30 protein-coding genes, 2 other RNA genes and 1 pseudogene are annotated in these 25,472 nt (G+C 63.1%); 27 read left to right on the top strand and 6 right to left on the bottom strand.

The window, feature by feature from the left end:
• From Q0139_RS05325 to Q0139_RS05305, 5 genes and pseudogenes are all read left to right on the top strand, one after another.
• Nucleotides 1-331: pseudogene (locus Q0139_RS05325) on the top strand (polyhydroxyalkanoate depolymerase); the annotation flags it as partial.
• 77 nt (nt 332-408) lie between these two features.
• A complete protein-coding gene (locus Q0139_RS05320) occupies nt 409-1,353 on the top strand; it encodes an N-formylglutamate amidohydrolase (protein ID WP_298018551.1) in 945 nt (314 codons plus the stop codon).
• Nucleotides 1,354-1,462: 109 nt separating this feature from the next.
• Nucleotides 1,463-3,184, top strand: a complete 1,722-nt coding sequence (gene ilvD / locus Q0139_RS05315) for a dihydroxy-acid dehydratase (RefSeq protein WP_298018548.1) — start codon at nt 1,463-1,465, stop codon at nt 3,182-3,184.
• On the top strand, nt 3,165-3,563 hold the full coding sequence (locus Q0139_RS05310; RefSeq protein ID WP_298018545.1) for a hypothetical protein: 399 nt from the start codon (nt 3,165-3,167) through the stop codon (nt 3,561-3,563). The genes ilvD and Q0139_RS05310 overlap by 20 nt, the downstream gene beginning before the upstream one ends.
• A complete protein-coding gene (locus Q0139_RS05305) occupies nt 3,563-4,969 on the top strand; it encodes an NAD(P)H-hydrate dehydratase (RefSeq protein WP_298018542.1) in 1,407 nt (468 codons plus the stop codon). The genes Q0139_RS05310 and Q0139_RS05305 overlap by 1 nt, the downstream gene beginning before the upstream one ends.
• Here the strand turns inward: Q0139_RS05305 and Q0139_RS05300 are convergent.
• Nucleotides 4,966-5,394 carry an MAPEG family protein gene (locus Q0139_RS05300; protein WP_298018539.1) on the bottom strand — a complete coding sequence of 143 codons (429 nt, stop codon included), beginning with the start codon at nt 5,392-5,394 and terminating at the stop codon, nt 4,966-4,968. The two genes, Q0139_RS05305 and Q0139_RS05300, sit on opposite strands and share 4 nt — an antisense overlap.
• A gap of 10 nt (nt 5,395-5,404) precedes the next feature.
• Complete coding sequence (locus Q0139_RS05295; protein WP_298018536.1) at nt 5,405-5,839, bottom strand: MAPEG family protein; 435 nt, start codon at nt 5,837-5,839, stop codon at nt 5,405-5,407.
• A gap of 108 nt (nt 5,840-5,947) precedes the next feature.
• On the opposite strand from Q0139_RS05295, the gene Q0139_RS05290 reads away from it, so the two are divergent.
• Together Q0139_RS05290 and Q0139_RS05285 are read left to right on the top strand one after the other, a co-directional pair.
• Nucleotides 5,948-6,910, top strand: coding sequence for a threonine/serine dehydratase (locus Q0139_RS05290; RefSeq protein WP_298018533.1), 963 nt, complete (start codon nt 5,948-5,950; stop codon nt 6,908-6,910).
• Between the two features lie 16 nt (nt 6,911-6,926).
• Nucleotides 6,927-7,091: a hypothetical protein gene (locus Q0139_RS05285; protein ID WP_298018531.1), complete on the top strand. Its 165-nt coding sequence runs from the start codon at nt 6,927-6,929 to the stop codon at nt 7,089-7,091.
• 37 nt (nt 7,092-7,128) lie between these two features.
• On the opposite strand, the gene Q0139_RS05280 is transcribed toward Q0139_RS05285, so the two are convergent.
• Entirely contained in the window at nt 7,129-7,785 is a 657-nt protein-coding gene (locus tag Q0139_RS05280; protein ID WP_298018528.1) for an alpha/beta hydrolase, read from the bottom strand.
• 115 nt (nt 7,786-7,900) lie between these two features.
• Between Q0139_RS05280 and Q0139_RS05275 the strand changes: the two genes are divergently transcribed.
• The 10 genes from Q0139_RS05275 (at nt 7,901) to Q0139_RS05230 (ending at nt 14,701) form a co-directional block, all read left to right on the top strand.
• The gene (locus Q0139_RS05275) at nt 7,901-8,974 is read left to right on the top strand and encodes an aminotransferase class V-fold PLP-dependent enzyme (protein ID WP_298018525.1); all 1,074 of its coding nucleotides are present in this window, start codon (nt 7,901-7,903) and stop codon (nt 8,972-8,974) included.
• Nucleotides 8,971-10,155, top strand: coding sequence for a cysteine desulfurase family protein (locus Q0139_RS05270; protein ID WP_298018523.1), 1,185 nt, complete (start codon nt 8,971-8,973; stop codon nt 10,153-10,155). The genes Q0139_RS05275 and Q0139_RS05270 overlap by 4 nt, the downstream gene beginning before the upstream one ends.
• On the top strand, nt 10,152-10,490 hold the full coding sequence (locus tag Q0139_RS05265; protein WP_298018521.1) for a 2Fe-2S iron-sulfur cluster-binding protein: 339 nt from the start codon (nt 10,152-10,154) through the stop codon (nt 10,488-10,490). Before Q0139_RS05270 ends, Q0139_RS05265 begins: the two co-directional genes overlap by 4 nt.
• Nucleotides 10,490-11,398: a class A beta-lactamase gene (gene bla, locus Q0139_RS05260; protein WP_298018520.1), complete on the top strand. Its 909-nt coding sequence runs from the start codon at nt 10,490-10,492 to the stop codon at nt 11,396-11,398. The genes Q0139_RS05265 and bla overlap by 1 nt, the downstream gene beginning before the upstream one ends.
• A 36-nt stretch (nt 11,399-11,434) precedes the next feature.
• A complete protein-coding gene (locus Q0139_RS05255) occupies nt 11,435-11,668 on the top strand; it encodes a type II toxin-antitoxin system ParD family antitoxin (RefSeq protein ID WP_298018518.1) in 234 nt (77 codons plus the stop codon).
• On the top strand, nt 11,653-11,952 hold the full coding sequence (locus Q0139_RS05250; RefSeq protein ID WP_350140401.1) for a type II toxin-antitoxin system RelE/ParE family toxin: 300 nt from the start codon (nt 11,653-11,655) through the stop codon (nt 11,950-11,952). Before Q0139_RS05255 ends, Q0139_RS05250 begins: the two co-directional genes overlap by 16 nt.
• A gap of 39 nt (nt 11,953-11,991) precedes the next feature.
• Nucleotides 11,992-12,089: signal recognition particle sRNA small type (ffs, locus tag Q0139_RS05245), an RNA gene on the top strand.
• A 242-nt stretch (nt 12,090-12,331) separates the two neighbouring features.
• Entirely contained in the window at nt 12,332-13,996 is a 1,665-nt protein-coding gene (locus Q0139_RS05240; protein WP_298018515.1) for a DNA polymerase III subunit gamma/tau, read from the top strand.
• 3 nt (nt 13,997-13,999) lie between these two features.
• Complete coding sequence (locus Q0139_RS05235; protein WP_298018511.1) at nt 14,000-14,323, top strand: YbaB/EbfC family nucleoid-associated protein; 324 nt, start codon at nt 14,000-14,002, stop codon at nt 14,321-14,323.
• A gap of 78 nt (nt 14,324-14,401) precedes the next feature.
• A complete protein-coding gene (locus Q0139_RS05230) occupies nt 14,402-14,701 on the top strand; it encodes a hypothetical protein (protein WP_298018509.1) in 300 nt (99 codons plus the stop codon).
• 3 nt (nt 14,702-14,704) lie between these two features.
• Here Q0139_RS05230 and mtgA read toward each other — a convergent pair whose 3' ends face one another.
• The 3 genes from mtgA to Q0139_RS05215 all read right to left on the bottom strand — a co-directional run bounded on the left by mtgA (nt 14,705) and on the right by Q0139_RS05215 (nt 17,314).
• Nucleotides 14,705-15,373: a monofunctional biosynthetic peptidoglycan transglycosylase gene (gene mtgA / locus Q0139_RS05225; RefSeq protein WP_298018506.1), complete on the bottom strand. Its 669-nt coding sequence runs from the start codon at nt 15,371-15,373 to the stop codon at nt 14,705-14,707.
• Nucleotides 15,374-15,416: 43 nt separating this feature from the next.
• Complete coding sequence (rpoH, locus tag Q0139_RS05220) at nt 15,417-16,301, bottom strand: RNA polymerase sigma factor RpoH (protein ID WP_298018503.1); 885 nt, start codon at nt 16,299-16,301, stop codon at nt 15,417-15,419.
• Nucleotides 16,302-16,369: 68 nt separating this feature from the next.
• Nucleotides 16,370-17,314: an RluA family pseudouridine synthase gene (locus Q0139_RS05215; protein WP_298018500.1), complete on the bottom strand. Its 945-nt coding sequence runs from the start codon at nt 17,312-17,314 to the stop codon at nt 16,370-16,372.
• A gap of 30 nt (nt 17,315-17,344) precedes the next feature.
• Between Q0139_RS05215 and Q0139_RS05210 the strand changes: the two genes are divergently transcribed.
• The 10 genes from Q0139_RS05210 to Q0139_RS05165 all read left to right on the top strand — a co-directional run bounded on the left by Q0139_RS05210 (nt 17,345) and on the right by Q0139_RS05165 (nt 25,468).
• Nucleotides 17,345-17,758, top strand: a complete 414-nt coding sequence (locus Q0139_RS05210) for a M67 family metallopeptidase (protein ID WP_298018497.1) — start codon at nt 17,345-17,347, stop codon at nt 17,756-17,758.
• Between the two features lie 40 nt (nt 17,759-17,798).
• The gene (locus Q0139_RS05205; protein ID WP_298018494.1) at nt 17,799-18,428 is read left to right on the top strand and encodes a histidine phosphotransferase family protein; all 630 of its coding nucleotides are present in this window, start codon (nt 17,799-17,801) and stop codon (nt 18,426-18,428) included.
• Nucleotides 18,429-18,499: 71 nt separating this feature from the next.
• Entirely contained in the window at nt 18,500-20,851 is a 2,352-nt protein-coding gene (locus Q0139_RS05200) for a chemotaxis protein CheA (RefSeq protein WP_298018491.1), read from the top strand.
• The gene (locus Q0139_RS05195) at nt 20,848-21,282 is read left to right on the top strand and encodes a chemotaxis protein CheW (RefSeq protein ID WP_298018488.1); all 435 of its coding nucleotides are present in this window, start codon (nt 20,848-20,850) and stop codon (nt 21,280-21,282) included. The genes Q0139_RS05200 and Q0139_RS05195 overlap by 4 nt, the downstream gene beginning before the upstream one ends.
• 70 nt (nt 21,283-21,352) lie before the next feature.
• Nucleotides 21,353-21,718, top strand: coding sequence for a response regulator (locus Q0139_RS05190; RefSeq protein WP_298018485.1), 366 nt, complete (start codon nt 21,353-21,355; stop codon nt 21,716-21,718).
• 52 nt (nt 21,719-21,770) lie between these two features.
• Nucleotides 21,771-22,796, top strand: coding sequence for a chemotaxis protein CheB (locus Q0139_RS05185; protein WP_298018482.1), 1,026 nt, complete (start codon nt 21,771-21,773; stop codon nt 22,794-22,796).
• On the top strand, nt 22,787-23,626 hold the full coding sequence (locus Q0139_RS05180) for a protein-glutamate O-methyltransferase CheR (RefSeq protein ID WP_298018479.1): 840 nt from the start codon (nt 22,787-22,789) through the stop codon (nt 23,624-23,626). The genes Q0139_RS05185 and Q0139_RS05180 overlap by 10 nt, the downstream gene beginning before the upstream one ends.
• 132 nt (nt 23,627-23,758) lie before the next feature.
• The gene (locus tag Q0139_RS05175) at nt 23,759-24,394 is read left to right on the top strand and encodes an N-acetylmuramoyl-L-alanine amidase (protein ID WP_298018557.1); all 636 of its coding nucleotides are present in this window, start codon (nt 23,759-23,761) and stop codon (nt 24,392-24,394) included.
• Between the two features lie 6 nt (nt 24,395-24,400).
• Nucleotides 24,401-24,783, top strand: an RNA gene (rnpB, locus tag Q0139_RS05170) — RNase P RNA component class A.
• A gap of 88 nt (nt 24,784-24,871) precedes the next feature.
• On the top strand, nt 24,872-25,468 hold the full coding sequence (locus tag Q0139_RS05165) for a Yip1 family protein (protein WP_298018476.1): 597 nt from the start codon (nt 24,872-24,874) through the stop codon (nt 25,466-25,468).
• Nucleotides 25,469-25,472: the final 4 nt, after the last annotated feature.

Raw genomic sequence — 25,472 nt, 5'->3', positions numbered from 1 at the left:
GTGTGACATGACGGCGGAGTTCTACCTCCAGACGGTGGAGGAGGTGTTCCAGAAGCACTCGATCCCCAACGGTACGTTCGAACATAAGGGCGAGGTCGTCGACCTCACCCAGATCAGCGACACCGCCCTGCTCGCGATCGAAGGCGAGCGCGACGATATCTCCGGACTGGGCCAGACCAAGGCCGCGCTCAAGCTGGCGACCGGGCTGGGTGAGGAGAAGAAGCGCTACTACATGGCAGAGGGCGCCGGACACTACGGAATCTTCAACGGCAGCAAGTGGCGCACGAAGGTCGCGCCAGTGGTCGAGGAATTCATCGCGGCGCATGGCTGAACGGCAGTATTTGCAAGATTGACTATTGCCGACGCTGAGCACACGCCAACACGATGACAGGTTCTGCTACAGTCCTGATGTTGCTTGCGCTTGCCCAGGATGTCAGCGCACCGCCGTTGTGCGAAGCGCATTTCTTTCCGACGGATCAAGTGCAGGGTTTCACCAGCCTTGGCAATTTCGGGTTGATTTCGGAGCTTCTGGCAGGCCGCGATGTCCCCGAGGCAGAATTGCTTTCCCAGATCGAAGCCGGTTCGCAGTTTGACATCGCCAGGACGTTGCTGGCACGCGAGGGCCGCCTCGCAGGGTTCGCCTTTATCGAGCATGAAGAGCCCGTCGACTACCACACCGCCGCTCGCCAGCGCAGCCGCCTGACAGGGTCTGACACGGCCTGCTATGTCGAAATCGTCGTCAACTACATCGCATTCTCGGATTCCGCGATCTCGAAACAGAAAGTAGGCGTTCACTTCATCGCGCGGGATTTTCGCGAAAGGCCAGACCGACCCACGATCCACAAGCTTGGCGGATCTGCTTTGCTTGAGCCCTATCTCGGGGAAAGCACGGATGGAGAGGCCACAACGACGGTCGACTTCAGGGGCGCCTACACCGAAGCTTTCGGAGCTGCGATCGATCGCTTCTGGCGGCCCTATCATGCGCGTGTTGAGCGAGAGATCGAGCAGCGGGAGCCGAAGATGCTCTTCACGATCCACAGCTTCACACCGCAGTTGCGCTCGAAGCCGGATCAGGAGCGGCCGTGGGAATGCGGAATTCTCTACAATGAGGACGAACGCGCACCACGGATAGCCATTCCATTGCTGGAGGCGGAGGGGCTGACGGTCGGCGACAATGAACCCTATTCGGGCAAGCTGCTCAACGCGACGATGAACCATCACGCGGAGGCGAGAGGGCTGCCCTATCTGGCGATCGAGGTGCGCAACGACCTGATCGGCGATGCTGCGGGTGTCTCGAAATGGGCCGATATCCTCGCGCCGGTGATCGCGGAAACGCGCGACACACTCCCTTGATTCTCTCCGTCATCCCCGCGAAAGCGGAGGCCCCGCTTCTTCTTTCCGGTTGAAGGCAGCGGGATTCCCGCCTTCGCGGGAATGACGATGGAATATTGGCGGAGTTTCGATGACCAACCGTTTCGACAAGGAAAAGCTGCCGAGCCGGCATGTTTCGATCGGCCCCTCGCGTGCGCCGCATCGCTCGTATTATTACGCGATGGGGATGAGCGAGGAGGAGATCAATCGTCCCTTTGTCGCGGTCGCGAGCGCGGGCAACGACAGCGCGCCATGCAACACGCGGCTCGATCACCAGGCCGATATCTGCCGCGAGGGCGTGATCGCCGGTGGCGGTACGCCGCGCCGCTTCAACACGATCACCGTGACCGATGGCATCGCTATGGGCCATCAGGGCATGAAGAGCTCGCTCGTCAGCCGCGAGGTGATCGCCGATTCGGTCGAGCTGTCGGTGCGCGGCCATTGCTATGACGCGCTCGTCGCCTTTGCCGGCTGCGACAAGTCGCTGCCCGGCATGATGATGGCGATGCTGCGGCTCAACGTCCCAGCGATCTTCGTCTATGGCGGATCGATCCTGCCCGGCCATTTCCACGGCGACGACGTCACCGTCGTCGACGTGTTCGAGGCGGTCGGACGCTATGAGGCCGACGATTGCCCGCTGCAGGAGCTGATCGAACTCGAGAAGGTCGCCTGTCCCGGCCATGGCGCGTGCGGCGGCCAGTTCACCGCGAACACCATGGCCTGTGTTGGCGAGGCGATCGGGCTTTCGCTGCCGAACAGCAACATGGTGCCCGCGCCCTATGAATCGAACGACGATATAGCGCGCGCTGCGGGCGAGCAGGTGATGGAGCTGCTCGAGAAGAATATCCGCCCGCGCGACATCTGCACCAAGGCGGCGTTCGAAAACGCCGCGCGCGTCGTCGCGGCGACCGGTGGCTCGACCAACGGGGCGCTGCACCTGCCTGCAATGGCAAACGAATGCGGGATCGATTTCGACCTGTTCGACGTCGCCGAAATGTTCAAGTCGACGCCGTACATCGCCGACCTCAAGCCCGGCGGGAAATATGTCGCCAAGGACATGTACGAGGCGGGCGGCGTCTACATGCTGATGAAGACGCTGCTCGATCACGACCTGCTCGACGGCAATTGTCTGACGGTGACGGGAAAGACGCTCGGCGAGAATATCGACGAGGTGACCTGGAACCCGAAGCAGAAGGTGATCTATCCGGTCGAACACCCGCTGTCGCCGACGGGCGGGGTGGTCGGGCTGAAAGGTTCGCTCGCCCCCGATGGCGCGATCGTGAAGGTCGCCGGGATGGCGCGGCTCCAGTTCGAGGGGCCGGCGCGGTGCTTCGACAGCGAGGAGGAGTGCTTCCACGCCGTCGAGACGCGTGACATCGAAGAAGGATCGGTGATCGTCATTCGCTATGAAGGGCCCAAGGGCGGGCCGGGGATGCGCGAAATGCTCTCGACCACCGCGGCGCTTTACGGCCAGGGGATGGGCGAGAAGGTCGCGCTGATCACCGATGGGCGGTTTTCGGGCGCGACGCGTGGGTTCTGTATCGGCCATGTCGGACCGGAAGCCGCCGAAGGCGGGCCGATCGGGCTTGTCGAGGATGGCGATATCATCCGGATCGACGCCGAGGCCGGGACGATCGATCTCGATGTCGACGAAGATGTGCTCGCCGAGCGGCGGCGAAACTGGACCGCGCGGCAGAACGATTACCAGTCGGGAACGCTGTGGCGCTATGCCCAGAATGTCGGTCCGGCGAGCAAGGGCGCCGTCACCCATCCCGGCGCAAAGGCCGAAACGCATGTCTATGCGGATATCTAGCACATTGGCAATCAGCTTCGCCCTTGCGGCGTGCGGGGCTGGCGACCAGCCAGAAACGGATAACGTCGACCCGCTTCTCGAGGCCGAAGCCAATGCGCAGCGCGATCTTATCGAAAGCGGCATGGTCTATTGCGCGCCGGGCGGGGCAACCGGATATCAGCCCGACTGCACGATCGAACGCACGCAGACGGCGGAAGGCCTGATCCTGACCCTGCGCCATCCCGATGGCGGCTTCCGGCGGCTGCTCGTCACCAATGACGGGCGCGGGGTGATCGCCGCAGACGGGGCCGAGCAGGCCGCCGTCACGCCACTTTCACAAGGCGAGATCGAAGTCGCGCTGGGCGGCGATCGTTACCGGCTGCCGGCCACGGTCCGCTGATGCCGGGCCGCGCGATCCTGACGGCCGAGGAAATGCGCGACGCCGAACAGGCGACCATCGATAGCGGCACCCCGGTCGGCGAGCTGATGGAACGCGCGGGCAGGGCGGTTGCCGACATTGCCTGGCGGATCGCCGGGCGAAGCGAAACGCTCATCCTGTGCGGGCCCGGCAACAATGGCGGCGACGGCTATGTCGTTGCGCGGCTGCTCGCCGAGCGCGGCTGCGATGTTCGCGTCGCGGCGCTGGCCGATCCGGCCAGTGATGCGGCGGCCGAGGCCCGCCGGAAGTGGAACGGCGAGGTGGTTACAATCGATGAAGCCAAATCCGCGCCGCTTGTCATCGACGCGCTGTTCGGCACCGGGCTCAAGCGTCCGCTCGATAGGGCGCTTGCGGGGCAGCTGGGCAATCTGGTTGCAAGGGCACGGCATGGCATTGCCGTCGATCTGCCGAGCGGGATCGAGACGGATGGCGGCACGATCCTCTCGCCGGTTCCCGATTTCGATGTGACGGTCGCGCTCGGTGCGCTCAAACCGGCGCATTTGCTGCAGCCTGCGCAGCGCCATATGGGCCATGTGCTGCTCGGCGAGATCGGCATTGCGGCCGAGAGCGATCTCACTGAAATCGCGCGCCCGTCGATCGCGGCGCCCGGTCCCGACGATCACAAATACATACGCGGCTATGTCTTTGTCGCCGAAGGGCCGATGGCAGGCGCAGCGAGCCTGGCCGCGCAGGCGGCCATGCGCGGTGGGGCGGGCTATGTCGTCATGGCCGGGCCCGAGCGCGGCGACGGGCCGCAGGCGCTGATCATGAAGCAGGCGACCGACCCCAAGACGCTCGGCAAATTGCTCGAAGACGAGCGGATCGATTGCGCGGTGATCGGGCCGGGCCTGGGACGCGACAAGAAAGCGCGGCAACGGCTCGACGCGGTTCTGGCGTCGGGACGGCGGCTTGTTCTCGACGCCGACGCTCTGGTGCTGCTCGGCGAAAAGGACGGCCCCGACAGATTGGCGTCTTTCGCACAGATTCCGGTCCTCACGCCGCATGCGGGCGAGTTCGACCGGATGTTCGGGGCGGGCGACGAGAGCAAGATCGTTCGGGCGCGTCAGGCGTCGAAGACCGCGCGATCGGTGGTCGTCTTCAAGGGTGCCGACACCGTTGTCGCGGCGCCCGACGGGCGTGCGGGCATCCTTGCCGACGCGCCGGGCTCGCTCGCAACGGCGGGAACGGGTGATGTGTTGTCGGGGCTCGTCGCGGCTCGCTACGCGGCGACGGGCGATCCCTTCGCCGCCGCCTGCCAAGCGGTGTGGCTCCATGCGGAAGCCGCGCAATTCGCCGGTCCGGCGATGATCGCGGACGATGTCGTCGCCGCGATCCCGCGCGCCATCGCCGGCTGTCTCGCCGCCTAGAACGCGACCAGCGCGGCGTTGATCGCCAGCCAGATCAGCACGATGCTCGACAAGGCGAAGACCAGGAAGCGGAACATCACCCGGTTGACCGTGGTCTGAATCAGGCTGTGCAGCACGCGCAGGCCGACATAGGCCCAGGCCAGCGTGACGTTGAAACCGTCTCCCGCGCCGAGCAGCGCCAGGCTCAGCGCCACCGCGTAAAACAATGTCGGCTCGTCGAGCAGATGGTTGTAGTTATGCGCCTTCCACTGGACCTGTGCGGGCAGGGCGTTGTCGAGATCCTTGCCCGTGCCGCCGACCATATTGGCGGTGTCGATCTTGGCCTTGCCCATCGCCGGAATGCGCGTGACGTACATCCAGAGCCATATGAGCATCGTCCAGAGGACCAGCGCAATCACCGGTTGCAGGATCATATTGGTTCCCATTCGGCTTCTCCTAGCTCTGGGCCGCGGCGAGCAGCGCGCGGATCGCCAATACGAACAGCACGCCGGTCGATATGAGGAAGACGAGGAAGCGCGCCGGTACATAATTCCACAGCGTCTGGATCAAGCTGTGGACAACCCTGAGGATAACATAGGCCCAGGCCAGCCAGACATTGAGTTGGACATCCCCTGTCCCGGTCAGTGCGATAATCCCGACCACGGCGTAGAACAGCGTCGGTTGCTCGACGAGATGCGCGTAATTATGGGCTTTCCAGTTCACCTTGTCCGGAATCAGCCCCTCGAGATCGCGGCCCATTCCGCCCGGCCTGGCACCCATGTCGACCCCGGCCTGTTTCATCGCCGGCAAGCGCGTGGAGGCCATCCACATCAGGATCAGCAGTGTCCACACGACGAGCAAGGCCGCCGGTAGCAGGATGGCACTGTTCATGATCTTCTCCCCCTCTTGTTACGGCCGCAACACTGCGCCCAACGGGAAAGGTAGTCAATTGCAACGGGTCCCGTTGCGGTTGGCGACAGGAGCGGCTAGCGGGAGCGCATGACCATGCGCGAACCTACGGCGGAAGGCGTTGCGGAGGCGGCCCGTGTGGTCGCCGCGGCCGTGCCTCCCACACCGCTTTTGCCGCTCGATATCGAACAGGGGCGGATCTGGCTGAAATGCGAGAATCTGCAGCCGATCGGCGCCTTCAAACTGCGCGGTGCGCTGCACCGGTTGACGGCGATGAGCGATGCCGAGCGGTCGCTCGGTGTCGTTGCCTTTTCCTCGGGCAATCACGCGCAGGGCGTTGCCTGGGCGGCGACGCGGCTCGGCATGGCCGCGACGATCGTGATGCCGGCCGATGCGCCGAAAGCCAAGATGGAAGCGACCCGCGCGCTCGGCGCGGAAATTGTGACCTATGACCGGATGACCGAGAGTCGGGAGGAAATCGCTGCCGCACTGGCCGATGAGCGCGGGGCGGTGTTGGTGCCGAGTTTCGACGATCCCTGGGTCGTCGAGGGCCAGGGCAGCGCGGCGCTCGAGGCAAAGGCGCAGATGGAGGCCCATGCCGGCGGCGCGCCGGACAGTGCCGTCATCTGCTGCGGCGGTGGCGGACTTGCTGCCGGCACCGCGCTCGCGCTGCCCGGCGTGCCGCTGACTGTGGTCGAACCGGAGGGCTGGGACGATATGTGCCGCTCGCTGGTCGCCGGTGAGATCGAACCGGTCGGGTCGAATCCGCCGAGCACACGATGTGACGCATTGCAGACGTTGCGCGTTTCACCGCTGACGTTCGGCATACTCCAGGCAGCCGGAGCGAACGGCGTTACGGTCAGCGAAATCGAAGTCGAGCAGGCTATGCGAATTGCCTTTTCGCAGCTTCACCTCGTCGTCGAACCGGGCGGGGCTGTTGCGCTGGCCGCCGTGCTGGCTGGCAAGGTACCGGTGACGGAGCGCACACTGGTGACGCTGTCGGGCGGCAATGTCGATGCGGCCACATTCGCCCAGATTATTTCCCCAAACTGACGGAGAAAAACGCCTGATGCTCGCCGCCAACATCCTGCTCTCGCTCGCCATGTTCGCCGTCTTCGCGCTCATCGCGGGCGGCATCTATCTCTGGCGCAAGCAGGGCGACACCCAAAAGGGTCTGCTGATGATCGCGGCGGCGATCGTCATCCTCGCCAACGTGCTGATCTGGACGGTTTAGTGCCGCGCTCGACCGACAGGTCGAGCCCGACAAAATGCTATTTAATCGGGCAGTCCGGATCGAGCCGCATGTCGAGATAATCGTCGACCGACGTCATCAGCTCGCTCATCTCGTTCTGGAAGAAATGGTTGGCGCCGGGAATCACGTCGTGCTGGATCGTGATGTGTTTTTGCGTCCGCAGCTTGTCGACGAGCTTCTGCGTGCCCGAGGGCAGCGAAACCTCGTCCGAATCGCCCTGGATGATCACGCCGGAGGCGGGGCAGGGGGCGAGGAAGCTGAAATCGTACATGCTGGCGGGCGGAGCGATCGAGATGAAGCCGCGGATCTCCGGGCGGCGCATCAGCAACTGCATGCCGATCAGCGCGCCGAAGCTGAAGCCGGCGACCCAGGTCGTTTCGGCTTCCGGGTGGAAGCTCTGCACCCAGTCGAGCGCGGAGGCGGCGTCCGAAAGCTCGCCGATGCCGTTGTCGAACTCGCCCTGGCTCTTGCCGACGCCGCGAAAGTTGAAACGCAGCGTGGCGAACCCGCGATTGACGAAGGTCTTGTAGAGTTGCTGCACGATTGCATTGTTCATCGTCCCGCCCCCCTGGGGGTGCGGATGCAGGATCATGGCGACCGGCGCGCGCGGGCGGAGCGGCGGTGCAAAACGGCCTTCGAGGCGGCCTTCGGGGCCGGGAAAAATCACTTCGGGCATATTGGCTGTGGTCTCGTTGCTGGAATCGGGCGGGAATCGGGCTTATGCGGGGACAAGCGGAGCGGGGGCTATATAGGAAATCGCGCTCGCCAAGCAATAAAAACCGGATAAACCTTTGAAAGAACGCCTTTATCTAGACCATGCCGCAACGACGCCGATGCTTCCGCAGGCGCGCGAAGCGATGGCGGCGGCGCTGGAGGAATGGGCGAACCCCTCTTCGCCCCATGGCGAGGGACGCGCGGCTCGTGCCGCACTGGAAGACGCGCGGACGCGGATCAAAGCGGCGCTGGACTGGCCGCATGAGCTGATCTTCACGAGCGGGGCCAGCGAAGCCATTGCGCTGGCGACGTCTTGCTCGAAAGCGGACAGGACCATTGTGAGCACGGTGGAGCATGACGCGGTTCAGCGGGCGGCCGCCGATGCGGAGCGATTGCCCGTCGATCGGAACGGCATCGTCGATGGTGGCAAGCTCAATTGGCTACTCGCCGGGACCGATAGCCGGGCGCTTGTCGCGATCCAGTCGGTGAACAACGAGACGGGCGTGGCGCAGGATCTGACCGATCTCGACGCGCGGATCGCGGTCGGAGGAAACCTTCTCCTCGCCGATTGCAGCCAGTCCGCCGGCAAATGGCCGCTTCCCGATGCGGATTTTGTCGCGATTTCGGCGCACAAGCTGGGCGGGTCGCCGGGCATCGGCGCGCTGCTCGTGCGCGACCTTGCCGAACTCCATGCGCTGGGCGGGCAGGAAAAGGGGTATCGTCCGGGAACCGAGAACCTTCCCGCCGCCATCGGATTTGCAGCGGCGGTCGAAGCACCTAAAGGCTGGCTCGGGCGCGCAGAGGGATTGCGCGATCATCTCGACAAGGCGATCGAACAGGAGGGCGGAACAGTAGTGGCGCGCGATGCGGATCGCATTCCCACCATCGCCTCCTATCGGATGCCCGGCGTTGCGGCCTCCGCGCAACTCATACAGTTCGATATGGCGGGGATCGCCGTGTCCGCCGGCAGCGCCTGTTCGTCGGGCAGCCTCAAGCCGAGCCACGTGCTCGCCGCGATGGGCTGGGACGAAAAGGAAGCGTCGGAAGTCATCCGGGTCAGCTTCGGCCCTGACACCAAGCGCGCCGATATCTATCGCTTCATCGACACGTGGAAGCGGCTGGCCAAGGAAGCGAAATCGCGCGCGGCATGAGCAAGACCATCTATCTCGACTATCAGGCGACGACGCCGCTCGCCCCCGAGGCACGCGAGGCGATGGAGCCCTTTCTCGACGAGAAGTTCGGCAACCCGCATTCGCCGCACAAAATGGGGCGCGAGGCGGCGGCCGCGGTCGATGTGGCGCGCGACCAGATCATGGACTGCCTCGGCGCGAAGAACGGCAATCTGTATTTCACAAGCGGCGCGACCGAGGCGGCGAACTGGGCGATCAAGGGGACGATGGCGAAGGCGCCCAAGGAGCGAAACCGGATCGTCACCATCGCCACCGAACATGCCTGCGTCCTCGATACCGCCGAATATTGCGAGAAGAACGGTTATGAGCTGACGGTCATCGGCGTATCGGGCGAAGGTCTGGTCGATACCATGACGATGGGTGAAGCGATGGGCGACGATGTCGCGCTGGTCGCAGCGATGCTCGTCAACAACGAGATCGGCGTCATCAACCATATCGACCAGATCGGAGAGATGGCGCGCAAATCCGGCGCGCTGATGTTCTGCGACGCGGTGCAGGGATTCGGGCGCGAAGAGGTGCCGGTCGATCATTGTGACATGATCGCGATCTCGGCGCACAAGGTTCACGGCCCCAAGGGGATCGGTGCGCTCTGGTGCGCGGACGGCGTCAAGCCGGCGCCGCTGCTGCATGGCGGGGGACAGGAAGGCGGATTGCGGTCGGGCACGCTCTCGCCAGCCTTATGCGCGGGCTTCGGCGCCGCTGCGAAGCTGATGGCCGACAATCGTTTCGACGACGAGGCGCATGTCGAAAAGCTATGGGCCATTGCGGTCGATAAATTCGGCGATCACTGGGACATCAACGGATCGGATTGCGCGCGCTATCCAGGCAATCTCAACCTCCGCCTCGACGGGCTCGATGCGGGGCGGCTGATCTCCGAAACACGGGAAGTGGCGTTTTCGGCGGGTTCCGCCTGCGCCAGCGGTTCGGGCCGGACGAGCCATGTGCTGAAGGCGCTCGGGCTTTCAAAAAAGCAGGCGCAATCGAGCATCCGTCTGGGTTTCGGCCGCTACACGACCGAAGACGAGCTTTCCGAGGCGCTCGACAAGATCATCGAGAATGCCGAGCATCAGCTGCCCGAACGCAAGGTCGAGGGCGACGAGGAGCATATCGAAGACGAAATCCAGCTCGAGGACGACGCGTGATCCGCGTTCGTTTCGTGGCGAGCGATGGTGAAACCGTCAGCGAAGTCGAGGGCGCGCCCGGCGACCGGCTGCTCGATCTCGCCCAGGCGGACGGCCAGCCACTCGAAGGGACGTGCGAGGGGCAGATGGCCTGTTCGACCTGCCACGTCCATGTCGACCCGGCCGATTTCGGCAAGCTGAAAGAACCGAGCGAGATGGAGGACGACATGCTCGATCTCGCCGCCGATGTTAACCGCTACAGCCGGCTCGCCTGCCAGATTTGGCTCCAGGAGGAATGGGACAGCCTGACCGTGAAAATGCCGGGCTCGGTGCACAATATGCAAGGAAGAGGCTGATGTTGCGTATCTGGATGATCTTTTCGGCGCTCGTCTTGGCACTCGGTGCTTCGGCATGCGCGACGCAGGCATCGGACACGGAAAGCGCGGCAACCTTGAGATCGCTCGATGATTCGGCGATGGAGACGATGGAAGAGGAGATTGGCGGGCGGATTGGCGTCGCACTCATGAACGAGCGCGGCGAAACGCTTTACGCGTGGCGCGGCGACGAACGCTTCGCCATGTGCTCGACCTTTAAGCTGGCGCTTGCCGCAGCTGTGCTCGAACGGGTCGAGGAAGGCGAATTCTCGATCGACGATTCAATTGTCTTCGACCAGAGCGACATCCTTTCCTATGCGCCGGTGACCTCGGAACGCGTTGCACAGGGCGAGATGACGGTTGCCGAACTGGCAGAGGCGATCATCACGCTTTCCGACAACACCGCCGCCAATCTGCTCCTCGATCGCATTGGCGGCCCGGCAGCACTGACCACTTTTTTCCGCGATCATGGCGACGAAGTGTCGCGGCTCGATCGCATGGAGCCCGAATTGAACGAGAACGCGCCGGGCGATCCGCGCGACACGACCAGCCCCGTAGCGATGGCGAGCCTCGTCCAGCGCCTGATGTTCGAACCTGAGTTGAGCCTCGCCTCACGCGAGCAGCTCGGCGCTTGGGCGATCGCCAACGAGACCGGCGACGAACGCATCCGCGCCGGCATCCCGGACGGCTGGCGCGTCGGCGACAAGACCGGCACCTGCGGCACCGCGTACAACGATATCGGCATCGTCTGGCCGCCCGAGGGCGATGCGTTCGTACTTGCCGTCTATATCGACCGGCCCGAGGCGGAAGCCGAAGCGGTGAACGCCGCGATTGCCGACATCGCGCGGCTGGCCGTGGCCGTGCGGGAACTGTCGGCGTTAAGTCCTTGATTGACAATCTTTGCCATCATTGAGTAGATTGACGCCATGGCCACGATGAACATCTCGCTTCCCGATGAAATGAAGGCGCATGTCGAGGCGCAGATTGCGACCGGGCGATATGCCAATGCCAGCGACTATATTCGCTCGCTGGTGCGCAGGCATCAGGGCGATGTCGACAGTCTTCGTACGTTGATCGACGAAGGGGAAGCGAGCGGTTGGAGCGATCGAACGCCCCGTGAAGCCTTTGCCGAAGCGAAGAAGCGATTCCACTCCGAATAGTTCTGTCCGAGCGGGCCTTTGCCGACCTGCGCGATATCTGGCTTTATACGGCCCGCCGTTGGGGCGTCGATCAAGCCGAACGTTATGAAGGAGAGATGGAAGAAGCTTTCCAGAAGCTCTCGGACGTTCCAGGTCTTGGAAGTCGCCTCGAACATGGCGGGCATCTTTACCGGCGCTGGCGCAGCGGCAGGCACCTGATCGTCTACCGCGCCGATGGCGAAATCCTTCGCGTGGTGCGCGTCGTTCACGATCAATCCGATCTGGAGGGTTCGGATATCGCATGACCGGCATTGAATTTCCGGGTCGGACGCGCCATATGCCGCTTCGGAAGTCGGGCGGACGCAGCATTCGCCAACCCGGTCAGGTCCGGAAGGAAGCAGCCGTAACGATTTCGTTGCGGGTCGTTCCGGCTTCCACCTCTCTTGCTGCCCTACATGCCGGCCCGATGTTATCGCCGGGCGATGGAGGCGCATTTTCATTTTGGAACAGCGAGTTGCGGCCGATATGCCGCGGCCTTCGGCAGGGCGGTTTGTTGTCAACCGGCTGTCAGACAGGTGTCAACTTGCGGGCCGAGGGGGTGTCAATCGGTGTCAACTTGTTCAATGCTGGGCGCTTCTGCATTACACCTTCGACTTCGCCTATCGGGACGGCTAGTCTGATCGCGTGACCGATTCCGACACCACCACCGAAGCGCCGCCGGAAGGACCCGGGCTCGGCCTCGACGAACCGCCGCAGCAGGAAAAACCCGCAGCGACCTCTCCCTACCGCGTGCTCGCGCGCAAATACCGGCCGCAGAATTTCGACGAACTGATCGGCCAGGACGCGATGGTCCAGACGCTCGCCAACGCGATCAAGCGCGATCGTCTGGCGCATGCCTTCCTGCTCACTGGCGTGCGCGGGGTCGGCAAGACATCGACGGCTCGCCTGATCGCCAAGGCGCTCAATTGCGTCGGTCCGGACGGGGAGGGCGGTCCGACCATCCATCCCTGCGGCGAATGCGAGCCCTGCAAGGCGATCGCCGAGGGGCGGCATATCGATGTCGTCGAAATGGACGCGGCAAGCCATACCGGCATCGACGATATCCGTGAGATCATCGAGGCGGTGCGCTATGCGGCGGTTTCGGCGCGCTACAAGATCTACATTATCGACGAGGTCCACATGCTGTCCAAGGCCGCGTTCAACGGCCTTTTGAAGACGCTCGAGGAACCGCCGCCCCATGTGAAATTCCTTTTTGCCACCACCGAGGTCAACAAGCTGCCGCTGACGGTGCTGTCGCGCTGCCAGCGCTTCGACCTGCGCCGTATTCCGGCCGATGTCTTGGCCGCGCATTTCCGATGGGTGTGCGATCAGGAGAAGGTCGATGCCGAGGAGGAAGCGCTGGCGCTGATCGCGAAGGCGGCTGAAGGATCGGCGCGTGACGGGCTGTCCATCCTCGACCAGGCGATCGCGCACAGTGTCGAGACGGTGACGGCGGATCAGGTGCGCGAGATGCTGGGCCTGTCCGATCGCGGCGCGGTGCGACAGCTTTACGGACAATTGCTCGAGGGCGATGCCGATGGTGTGCTGGCCTCGATCCAGTCGCAGTACGATTATGGAGTCGATCCGGCGGCGCTGTTTCGCGGGTTGCTCGAAGTGTCGCATGGCGTGACGCGGGCCAAGGTCGCCGGGGTCGACGATCCGGCGCTGTCGGAAGATGAGCGCGCAGCCCTGTCCGACTGGGCGAGCCGGCTGAGTTTCGCCCAGCTTCACCGGATCTGGCAGCTTCTGCTCAAGGGGCTTCACGAGGTCGAGACCGCGCCGATGCCATTGCAGGCGGCGGAGATGGCATTGCTGCGCGTGGTGCATGCCGCGGGGCTTCCCGATCCGGGCGATCTGGCGCGCAAGCTGGAAAGCGGTGAGTTGTCCGCCGGCCCGGCTGCGACGGCGCCGTCTGCCCCGGGAAGCAATACCAGCGCCACTCTCCCCGCCGATTTTGGGGCATTAGTGAAACGGGTGGAGGAGGGGCAGGAACAGAGCCTCGCGGTGCAACTCCATGACGATGTCGGCGTGATCCGATACGAGCCGCCGTCTCTGATCCTCAAACCGCTGAAACCGATGCCGGAGGGTTGGAACCGTGACCTGGCGGCCATATTGAAGCGGTTGACGGACGAGCATTGGACCGTCGAACTGGGCGATGGCGAGGCGGAACCCTCGCTCCGCCAGCGCGAACAGGCTGCGGCGGACAAGGAACGCAAGGATGTGCTGGAATCCCCGGTGGTAAAGGCCGCCTTCGAGGCGTTTCCGGACGCCGAACTGATCGACTACAAGCTTGGCAAAGGGAGCGCCTGAGCGATGCAGAATTTCGAAGACATTATGAAGGCTGCACAGAATGTGCAGGAAGAGCTGAAAAAGGCGCAGGAAGGCCTCGAGAAGATCGAGGTCGAGGGCGTGGCGGGTGGCGGGCTCGTCAAGGTCCGCGCCAGCGCCAAGGGAACGATCCTCGGCGTCGCCATCGACGATTCACTGTTGACGCCGGACGAAAAGGGCGTGCTCGAAGACCTGATCGCCGCCGCGCTCAACGATGCGCGGGTCAAGGCGGACGCGAGAAGCCAGGAAGAGATGAGCAAGATGACCAGCGGTCTTCCGCTGCCGCCCGGATTCAAACTGCCTTTCTAGGACACGCCTTCGCAGATTTTCGGGAACTCCGGTGCCGCATGCGCCGTTTAACGCGCATACTGCAAGGAGTTTGAAGTCATGACCGAAGAACGCGTTACCGAACGGGACGACGGCGTCACCCGTGAAAAGACAGTCGAGCGCAGCGACGAAGCACCGCACACCGTTGTCGTCGAAAAATCCGGCGGCGGGGCAGGCTGGGTCATCGCCATCGTTCTGATCGTCGCCGTGATCGCCGGCATTTACTTTTTCACGCAAATGAGCGGCAATGAGGCGCTCGAAACCGAAGCCATCACCGAAGCCGCCGGCGATGTCGGCGATGCCGCACAACAGGCCGGTGACGCCGCCGAGGAAGCGGCAGGCAACCTAAGCGGCAATTAACGCCTATTCCGGAATGCAGTCGTCGAGCGGACTGGCGCGCACTTGCGCCATCCGCGCGGCGATCCGATTGCCATATTGAGCCGTCCAGCCGCCCGGATTGCGCGCGTCACGGCTCTTGGGGTCAGGCAGGATCGCTGCGATCCGCGCCCCTTCGATGTCGCTCATGGTCGACGCATCGTGATCGAAATAGCGGTTCGAACCTGCCTCGGCACCATAGGTGCCGATCCCGGTTTCCGCGACATTGAGATAGACCTCCATGATCCGCTCCTTGCCCCAGAGCAGCTCGATCAGGACGGTGAAATACGCCTCCAGCCCCTTGCGGAACCAGCCGCCTCCTTGCCACAGGAACACGTTCTTGGCCGTCTGCTGGCTGATCGTCGAACCGCCGCGCTGCCGGCGCCCGGCCTGGCGTTCCTCCCATGCCTGGCGGATCGCTTCATAATCGAAGCCGCTATGCAGGCAGAAATTGCCATCCTCCGCCGCGATCGCTGCGACCGCCATGTCGCGATCGATCTCCGACAGGCTCCGCCATTCGCGGGTCGCGCCGTTCTCGTCGAATACCATCGTCAGCGTGATGGGGGGCGCGATGAAGCGGTAAATCACCACCCAGAGGATGGTGATCGCCAGAAACCACAAAATTGTCTTGAAAACGAATTTGAGCGCGCGAACCATGGTGCCGGACTAGCCAACACCATGGCGTCATTCCAGCGAAAGCTTAGCTTGCGGGCAGGAGACGCTTTTCCTCCGCGATCCGTATCATCGCCTTTTGCAGCTTCTCGAACGCGCGGACCTCGATCTGACGGATGCGCTCGCGCGAAACGTCATAGACCTTGGACAGTTCTTCCAGCGTTTGCGGATCGTCGGTCAGCTTGCGTTCGGTCAGGATGTGCTGTTCGCGCTCGTTGAGCTCGCCCATCGCCTCCATCAGCATTTCGCGGCGGACATCGGCCTCCTGCGCGTTGGCGACGGTTTCGTCCTGCAGCGGATCTTCGGCCACGAGCCAATCCTGCCACTGCCCTTCGCCGTCCTCGCGCATCGGCACGTTGAGCGACGTATCGCCGCCCATCGCCATCCGCCGGTTCATCGAAGTGACTTCATCTTGGGTCACGCCGAGATCGGTCGCGATCTTCTCGACATCTTCGGGGCGCAAGTCGCCGTCTTCGAACGCGTTCAGCCGCGCCTTCATTTTGCGAAGGTTGAAAAACAGCTTCTTCTGCGCCGCTGTGGTGCCCATCTTCACAAGGCTCCACGAACGCAGGATATATTCCTGGATGGAGGCGCGAATCCACCACATAGCATAAGTGGCGAGGCGGAAGCCGCGGTCGGCCTCGAACTTTTTTACGCCCTGCATCAGGCCGATATTGCCTTCGGAGATCAGCTCGCTGACGGGCAGGCCGTAGCCGCGATAGCCCATCGCGATCTTCGCCACGAGGCGGAGATGGGACGTGACGAGCTGTTGCGCCGCTTCGCGGTCGCCATGTTCTTCAAAGCGCTTGGCGAGCATATATTCCTCTTCCTGGCTCAAGATCGGAAACTTCTTGATTTCCGTCATGTACCGGTTGAGGCTGTTTTCGCCGCCGATTGCAGGAATCGTGGCCATTGCGTTTGCCATGTCTGGTAATCTGCTCCCTGTCAGACGCCGGAAAATCCCGGATTTGCTGACGATTCTTATACGTTCAATACCCTATATAGTTCCTGAATATCACCCGGCAAATCGCTTTCCAGGGCTATAGTTTTTCTCGTCACCGGATGGGTGAAACCGAGCCGGGCAGCATGCAGCGCCTGCCGGTGAAAACCCAACGTGTCCAACAGCTTGCGGTGCGCCTTGCGCGGGCGTCCGTAGACCGGGTCGCCAACCAGCGCATGACCGAGATGTGCCATATGCACGCGGACCTGATGGGTCCGACCGGTTTCGAGCCGGCATTCGACCAGAGTCGCCTCGTTCAGCGCCTCTATCCGGCGAAAATGGGTCACCGCCCTTTTTCCGCGTGGAGCGTCGACAACCGCCATCTTCTGCCGATTCTGCGACGAACGGGCCAGATGCGTCTCGACCGTTCCTTCCGATTGCATGACAATGCCGGACGCTATTGCCTTGTAAACACGATCAATAGAGTGAGCGGCAAACTGCCTCGCAAGGCCTTCATGCGCCTTGTCGGTCTTCGCGGCGACGATGAGCCCCGACGTGTCCTTGTCGATACGATGGACGATTCCCGGGCGCGAAACCCCTCCGATGCCCGAGAGCGAACCGGCGCAATGATGGAGCAGCGCGTTCACAAGCGTTCCGTCGGGATTGCCCGCCGCCGGGTGCACGACGAGACCCGCCGGCTTGTCGACGACGATCAGATGCTCGTCCTCATAGGCGACGGCGAGCGGAATGTCCTGCGCGGCAGCCGCCATCGGCTCGGGTTTGGGAATGACAAGGTTGTAGGCCGCTCCCGGGGTCGCCGACGCCTTGACGTCACGCACGGCCTTTCCGTTATCGTCCGTCACCTGTCCGCTCGCAATGAGCTTCTTGAGCCGCTCGCGCGAATGGTCGGGCAAGGCGGCCGCCAGAGCGCGGTCGAGCCGCCAGCCATCGGCTTCCGCCGGAATGATCGCGCGAATTGTCGACATGGGCCCCGTTCCTGCCGTAGCGATGTGGTCGTGAAGCTGAATATTGCAAGGTCCGCGCACGATAGGGTTCTCGAGCATTGCGCCGCGACGCCGACTGTGGAGGCTTGCGGCCTGCTGATAGGCCGTTCGGGGCATGTCGAGCGCGCGGTTCCGACCCCCAACAGAGCCCGGAATCCGGCCATTGCCTTCGAAATCGACCCATCGGCGCTGTTCGCCGCCATTCGGGACGAGCGGGCGGGAAAATACCGCGTCCTCGGTCATTTCCATTCGCATCCGTGCGGCGAGGCCCAACCGTCGGACCGGGACCGGGAAATGGCGCTCGATGTCGGCCGATACTGGATTATCGTGGCGTCGGGGCGGATGGCGGCCTGGCAGGTCGTTGCGCCGGGGCAATTCGCCGCTGTGGAGCTTTGCCTTGCCAGCGACGGGAGCGAGGGCCAATAGGTGCCAGCACGCCAACAATTGCAACGCGATGCGGGGCCGAATGGACGAGAAAAGCGTAGAATTTGCGAGCCTTTTGGCGTCGCGACTCTGTCACGACCTGCTGAGCCCGATCGGCGCGCTCAACAATGGCGTCGAGCTGCTCGCGGACGAACATGATCCGGAAATGCGCGAGCGCTGCGTCGAGCTGCTCGGTGAAAGCGCGCGGACATCGGCGGCGAAGCTCAAATTCTTCCGGCTGGCCTTCGGTGCAGCGGGCGGGTTCGAGGACGAAATCGATGCGCGCGAGGCACAGACGGCGATCGAGGGACTGATCGGTACGAAGGGCCGGATCGATCTGGAATGGATGGTCGGCCCGTCGACCATGGCGAAGGCGAAGATCAAGGTTCTCCTCAACCTCGCGCTGATCGCGGCGGATGCGATGGTGCGCGGCGGGAAGCTGCTCGTCGGGGCGGAACAGGACGAGATCGTCGTTCGCGCCGAAGGCGAGCGGCTGATCCTCGATCCCGAGCTGAAGAACGCCCTGCTCGGCAAAACGGGTGAAGACGGGTTGACGCCCCGTGCTGCGGCCGCCTGGCTGGCCCATGTCCTCGTCCGGCAGGGTGGCGGCGAGATCCAGGTGTCGGAGCCGGAGGAAAACGTCCTGCTGTTCGGCGCTGCCTTCGCGTCGTGAAGCGACGCAAGGAAACCGCTTCTTAACCATCATCGGCCATAGCCGGGTTCGGGGCATTCCGGACGGTGGCGATGGACGAAATCATAGCCGAATTTATCAGCGAAACGCGCGACATGCTCCAACATGTCTCGGGCGAACTGGTCGCCTGGGAGCGCGATCCGGCGGACAGGAAGCGCCTCGACGAGATTTTCCGTTTCGTTCACACGGTGAAAGGAAGCAGCGGTTTCCTCGATCTGCCGCGTCATCAGCGGCTCAGCCATGCCGCCGAGGATGTGCTGTCCGAGTTGCGCGCCGGCACCCGCGAACCGAATGCCGCGCTCGTTTCCGCCATATTGGCGATTATCGACCGCATCGGGGAATTGACGGAAGCGCTCGACAATGGCGAGGAGATCGATGCGTACGACGAGCCGCTGATTGCTGCGCTGACCCAGGAAAAGACGCCCGGTCGCCAGCAGTTTACGGCGAGTCTCGATGACTCTGCAGGCGCACCATCCGAACCATCCGTGCCGCGCGGACCGGTTCGCAGCATCAGGGTCCCGGTCGAGCTGCTCGACCAGTTGATGGCGGGCGTTTCCGACCTCGTCCTTTCGCGCAATGAATTCGCGCGCCGCTTTGCTGTCGGCGATAGCGACGGTCTCGACCTGGCCTTCGAACGGCTGTCGAGTTCGATCACCGACCTGCGCGACAGGATCAGCTGGACGCGGATGCAACGGATCGAAAGCCTGTTCGCCGCGCTGCCGCGGCTGGTCCGCGATATATCGGGGCAGCTCGGCAAGTCGGTCGCGCTTGATATCGATGGATCGGACGTCGAACTCGACCGCGAAATGATCGAGATGCTGCGCGATCCGCTCACCCATATCGTCCGCAATGCGATCGATCATGGCATCGAGAGCGAGGATGTGCGGCTGGCAGCCGAAAAGCTGCCCGAGGGCCGGCTTTCGGTGGCCGCGCGGCAGACCGGCAACCGGATCGAGATCGTGATTTCCGATGACGGGGCCGGCATTGATCGCGCCAAGTTGCTCGAAAAGGCCGTTGCGGCGGGTGTCGTGGCCGAAAGCGATATCGCGAATTTGAGCGATGCCGAGCGTGACGATCTCATCTTCCATCCCGGCCTCACAACGGCCGAAAAGGTCAGCGAGATTTCCGGGCGCGGCGTCGGCATGGACGTCGTTCGCACCAATGTCGAACGCCTTGGCGGAACGATTTCGGTCGAGAGCCTGGCGGGAATTGGAACGACCTTCCGACTCAACGTGCCGTTGACGCTGACGATCATTCCGTCGCTTGTCGTGGGCTGTGGCGAAGAAATCTACGCCATCCCGCGACCGATGATCGGCGAGATCGTGAGCCTCGCCTCGGACCACGCCCAGGTGCAACGGGTCGGCGGCGGCGAACTCCTGATGATGCGCGGCGCGCACATGCCGCTGGTTCGTCTTTCGGGGCTGTTCGGCGAGGAATCGCCATCGTGCGACGAGCGCTTCGCGGTCATCGTGTCGCCCCGCAAGGGCGAGCGCTATGCTCTGGCGCTCGACCGGACGGTGGGACATGAGGATCTCGTCGTCAAACCGCTGGCGCCCGTGGTCATGGCAACGGGGATGTTCGCCGGGTCGGCGCTACCGGACACGGGACTGCCTCTCCTGCTGCTCGATATCGCCGGGATTGCCGACAAGGCGGGCCTGCGGTTGAACCTCAAGGCCGGAGAAGCGACGTCCGAGGATCCCGCCCGTGTCGTTTCGCGCAGCGATATTCAGGCGCTGGTCTTCGACGATTGCGATCAGGTCCGCCGCGCCGTTCGGATCGGCATCGTCGATCGCGTGATCAAGGTGGAAGCACAGCATGTCAGGAATCGTGCCGGACAGCTCCATCTTACGCTCGGTGGAGAGATTCTGCCGGTTATCGCCGCCGGGCCTCTGCCCGAAAGCGGGACGATCACCATGCTCAGACTGACCGACGGCGAAACGGACATCGCCTATGCGATCGGCGGCCCCGCCGATATTGCGACGCTCGACGGTGCGTTCCGCCCGGTGCGCGAACCCGGCCGCATCGCGGGCATCGTCAATCAGGACGACGTACCGATCGAGCTTCTCGACAGCCATGATTTGTTCGCAGAATTTGCCGACCGAAGTGCCGAAGCGGCGTCGAAGCTCTGCCGGATCGTCGGCGGCGGCGATCATTGGCGGCAAGAAATTCTGCGGCCGCTCGTCGAAATGGCAGGCTATCGCGTCGTATTCGATAATGAGGCGACCGATGGGCCCGTCGATCTGGTGATCGAGGCGAACGCGGATACCGTCGGATTTGATGAGGCGGCGGCGCCAGTTCTTCGCCTCTCGGACGACAGGAGCAGCGGCGACGCGGTCTTCCGCTACGACCGGGAAGCCATCTCCGACGCGCTCGATCGCCACGCCCGCGCCGGAGGCCAATCATGAACAACCTCTACCTGATCGTCGAGGCGAGCGGCACGCGGCTTGCCATCCCGGCAACCGACGTGACGACCGTCATGATCTGCGGGACGATCGTGCGCGCGCCGCAAACGCCGTCCTTTGTCGCCGGACTCGCCGCCATGCGCAGCGATGTCATCACCGTCGTCGATCCGCTCGCGGCGATCCAGGGCGGTCCGGCGAACATTTCCGAAGATGCCACGCTCGTCGCTGTGTCTATCGAAGGACATTTCTACGGCCTTGCCGTCGATGATGTCATCGATGCCATCGAGGTGGAAGAGGCGCCGGGACGCACGGGCGTAGCGATGGCGAAAGGCTGGCACGCGGTGTCGATAGGCGTCATCGATTTCGATGGTGAGACTATTCTCGTCATCGACACGGCGAAGCTCGTCGGCTCTTTCGAGCCGGCGGCAGCGTGATGCGCATCTTAACCGCAGACTTACGATTGGGCCGATATGCCCGGACTCACCGCCAGTACGGAGTAAGCGTGTGAAAAAATGTTTGGTCGTCGACGATTCCAAGGTCATCAGGACCGTGGCGAGTCATATTCTGCAAACGCTCGATTTCGAGGTTAGCGAAGCCGAAAATGGTGAAGTCGCGCTCGCCAAGGTCCAGCGGGATATGCCGGATGTCGTCCTGCTCGACTGGAACATGCCGGTCATGGGCGGGATGGATTTTCTTGCCGCGCTGAAGCGACTGCAACTGCCGGACCGCCCGAAAGTCGTCTTCTGCACGACCGAGAATGGCGCCGGGCAGATCCGGCAGGCGATCGATGCGGGCGCCGACGAATATATCATGAAGCCGTTCGACCGCGAGACGCTCCACGCCAAGCTGGAAATCGTCGGACTGGCCTGATCCGATGCACGCAGTCCATAGCGAAATAACCGGAGAGGATGCTCGTGCGGCGATGAAGCCGGGCGTGTTTCTCGTCGACGACTCGGCGGTCGCACGGATGATGGTCAAGCGTGTTGTCGATGAGGCTGGCGTGTTCGAGGTCGTTGGTCATGCTGCGAGTGCGGACCAGGCGATCCAGCGGGTATCCGGCGTCCGGCCCGATCTGGTGCTGCTCGATATCGAAATGCCCGGAATGAGTGGGATCGACGCCATTCCGCATATTATGCATGAGTGCGGCAACGTCCCGATCCTGGTCCTGTCATCGCATTGCTCCGAAAATGCGGAAGCCTCGATCCGGGCGATGGCGATGGGCGCCAGCGATACATTGCTCAAGCCGACGGGAGGTCAGTCCGGAGCGCGATTCGGTTGCCTGTTGCGCGAGACAATGCTGCGACTCCTGGAGGACGCCGGCGGCCCATCCGATGACGTCTATCAGATCGGCGCTACGGTTGAGCACCCGGTTCGCTGCCTTGCGATCGGTGCGTCGACCGGCGGCGTGCACGCGCTCAATGCCTTGCTTGCTGCGCTCCCGGCCGAACACGACATGCCGATCCTGATCGCCCAGCATTTGCCCGCAGATTTCATGCCCTTCTTCGCCCGCCAGATCGAAGCGAGTTCGGGCCGGACGACAGTGATCGCCGAAGACGGCGAACCGCTCAGGGCCGGAAAAATCTATATCGCGCCCGGAAACTTCCATCTCGCTATTGCCGGAAATGGGCCGGATACGCGCATCGCCTTGCAGCCGCGAGGCGGAAGCGGGCCATGCCCGTCGGTCGATCCGCTCTTTGCTTCGGTCGGGGTCTGCTTTGGCACCGATGCCGTCGGCGTCATGCTCACCGGAATGGGCCGCGACGGCGCGCAAGGGGCCGCTACCCTGGTCGAATATGGCGGAAGCGTAGTGGCCCAAGACCGAGGCTCTGCAGTGATATGGGGGATGCCGGGCGCGGTGGTAGAGGCGGGTATCGCGCACTCCATCGCGCCGCCGGCCATGCTTGCCGCGCAAATCGCCATGCGCGCCCGGACGTTCGGATGGAACTAGGATCTGCCGAACTCGCGATACTCGACCGGCTGCTCGAAGCGCGGACGGGCCAACAACTTAACGACAGCCGCTATTGGCGCGTTGCCCGCGCGGTCGAATCGATCATGCGGTCGCACGGTTTTCGCGATACCGATGCACTGTTCGCGCTTTTGACCTCGAAATCCGGCTATGAAGTCGCGACCCAGATCGTCGAGGCGATGGTCAATAACGAGACGTCCTTCTTCCGTGATGCGACCATGTTCAAGCAATTGCGGAACCTGCTTGCCGATACACTGACCGAAAAGGGATCGCCGCGCCCCTATCGAATCTGGAGCGCGGGATGCTCAACGGGGCAGGAACCTTATTCGCTGGCGATCATGCTCGGCGAGATGCCGCACCTCCCGGGACGGAAAATCGATATTGTCGCTACCGATATTTCGGGTGGGGCGATCGATCGGGCAAGGGAAGGGCTGTATTCGCAGTTCGAGATCCAGCGTGGCTTGTCCGTTCGCGCCATGATCCGGGATTTTTCGCAGGAGGATGAGAAATGGCGGATTCGCGACAAATTGCGCGAGAGCGTCACCTTCCGGGAACACAATCTGCTTGAACCGCAGGCGGCAGGGCCGTTCGACCTCATCCTGTGCCGCAATGTGCTGTTCTATTTCCCAATGGCAACGCGGGCGAAGGTGCTGTCCCATCTGCGCGATGCTCTGGCGCCTGCCGGGACGCTCATACTCGGGGCGGGCGAGACGCTGATCGGGCTGGCGAACGGGCTCGACAAGATCGATGGCGGCTATGGATTCTACCGCCTTCACAGCGAGGAACGCCGCGACATCGCCGTCGGCGGTTGACGATTTCCCCTTGACCCCCGGCCGGAAATTCGGCGGAGTTGTCGTGTAAGCTTTCCACTTCATGGGGCCGCCGATTTGGAGTTTCTCGACACACCATCGCCAAACTTCAACGACAGGAAACTGCCGGTGACGATGCTCGTCATGCACTATACGGGCATGAAAACCGGCGCCGAAGCGATCGAACGGCTGACGTCGGAAGAGAGCGGTGTGTCCTCCCATTATGTCGTCAACGAGGACGGCGTCGTGCTGCGTCTCGTCGACGAGGGCAAGCGGGCCTGGCATGCGGGGGCGAGCTATTGGCGCGGCATCACCGACGTCAATTCGGCGAGCATCGGGATCGAGATCGTCAATCCCGGCCATGAATTCGGCTATCGGCCCTTTCCCGATGACCAGATTGCCGCCTTGATCCGGCTGAGCAGTGAAATCCTGAAGCGCCACGACATTCCCCGGGCCAATGTCGTCGGTCATTCGGACGTGGCGCCGGCGCGCAAGCAGGATCCGGGCGAGCTTTTTCCCTGGGACAAGCTTGCGCGGTTGCAGCTCGCCCTGGCGCGCCCCAGAAATCCGACCACTGACCCGGAATGGAGCGACGGCGCGTTTCTGCTCGCGCTCGAACGCTTCGGTTATGACATCGAGGACAAGCTGGCAGCGACGGTGGCCTTTCAGCGGCGCTGGCGGCCAACGCTGATCGACGGGACGATCGATGGCGAGTGCAGGGCCATTCTCCTTCAGCTGCTCTTGGATCGCGAGGCGGGAGGCGCTAGATAGCTCCGGCCAGAGGGCTGGACGGCCGCCGCCGCGCAAGCGGGGGAGGAAAGTCCGGGCTCCGCGGATCGACGGTGCCGGGTAACGCCCGGCGGGCCCTGCGCGCAAGCAAGGGGCTTAGGGACAGTGCCACAGAGAGCAGACCGCCCACGGCTCTTAAAGCCAGGCGAAAGGTGAAAGGGTGCGGCAAGAGCGCACCGCGCGCGCCGGCAACGGCCGCGGCACGGCAAACCCCACCGGGAGCAAGACCGAATAGGGGCGGCGCATGGCATGATCCAGCCAGCCGCCCGGGTTGGTCGCTTGAGGCCGCGGGCAATCGCGGCCCTAGAGGAATGGCCGTCCAGGCGGAGGAACCCGCTGGACAGAACCCGGCTTACAGGCCCTCTGGCAAGATTATTCGCGACGCAGTATCAAGTCATGCGTTGCAATGGCGGTCCGTGAGCCGCATAAATGCCGCTTCTGCGAACAAGGGGGAAGACCATGAGCCTCATCGACCGCGTCAAGAACATCATCACCACGCCGCGCACAGAATGGCCCGTTATCGAGTCGGAGACGACGACGATCGGCAATCTGTTTACCGGCTATGCGATGATCCTCGCACTCGTGCCGGTAATCGGCACGATCCTCTTCGGTCTCCTGTTCGAAGGGCCGTTCGGCATCCGGTACAATATGGGATTCCTGATCACCCTGGCGATCATTGGATATATTGTGAGCCTGGGCGTCCTGTACCTCATGGGCATCATAGCGGACGCCCTGGCACCGACATTCGAAGGCACGAAGAACTCGGTCTCTGCGATGAAGCTTCTCGTCTATTCGGCGACAGCTGCATGGATTGCCGGGTTTTTCACGCTGATTAACGGGATCGGCATCATCATCGCACTGGCAGGCTTCGCATGGGCAGCCTTCCTCCTCTATCTGGGAAGCCAGGTGCTGATGAAGGTGCCGCAGAAGAACGCTTTGGCTTACACGGCGGTGACGATCGTTATCTGGATCATCATTTCGTTTATCGTGAACCAGATCGTCACCCGCATCGCTCTGAGTGCAATGGGAGGACCGACCGCCGCGATCAGCTTCTGATCGA

Origin of the sequence: uncultured Parasphingopyxis sp. (assembly GCF_937129435.1) — a bacterium.
In the GTDB taxonomy this organism is placed as follows: Bacteria; Pseudomonadota; Alphaproteobacteria; order Sphingomonadales; family Sphingomonadaceae; genus Parasphingopyxis.
This window is presented reverse-complemented; position numbering and strand designations above follow the sequence as displayed.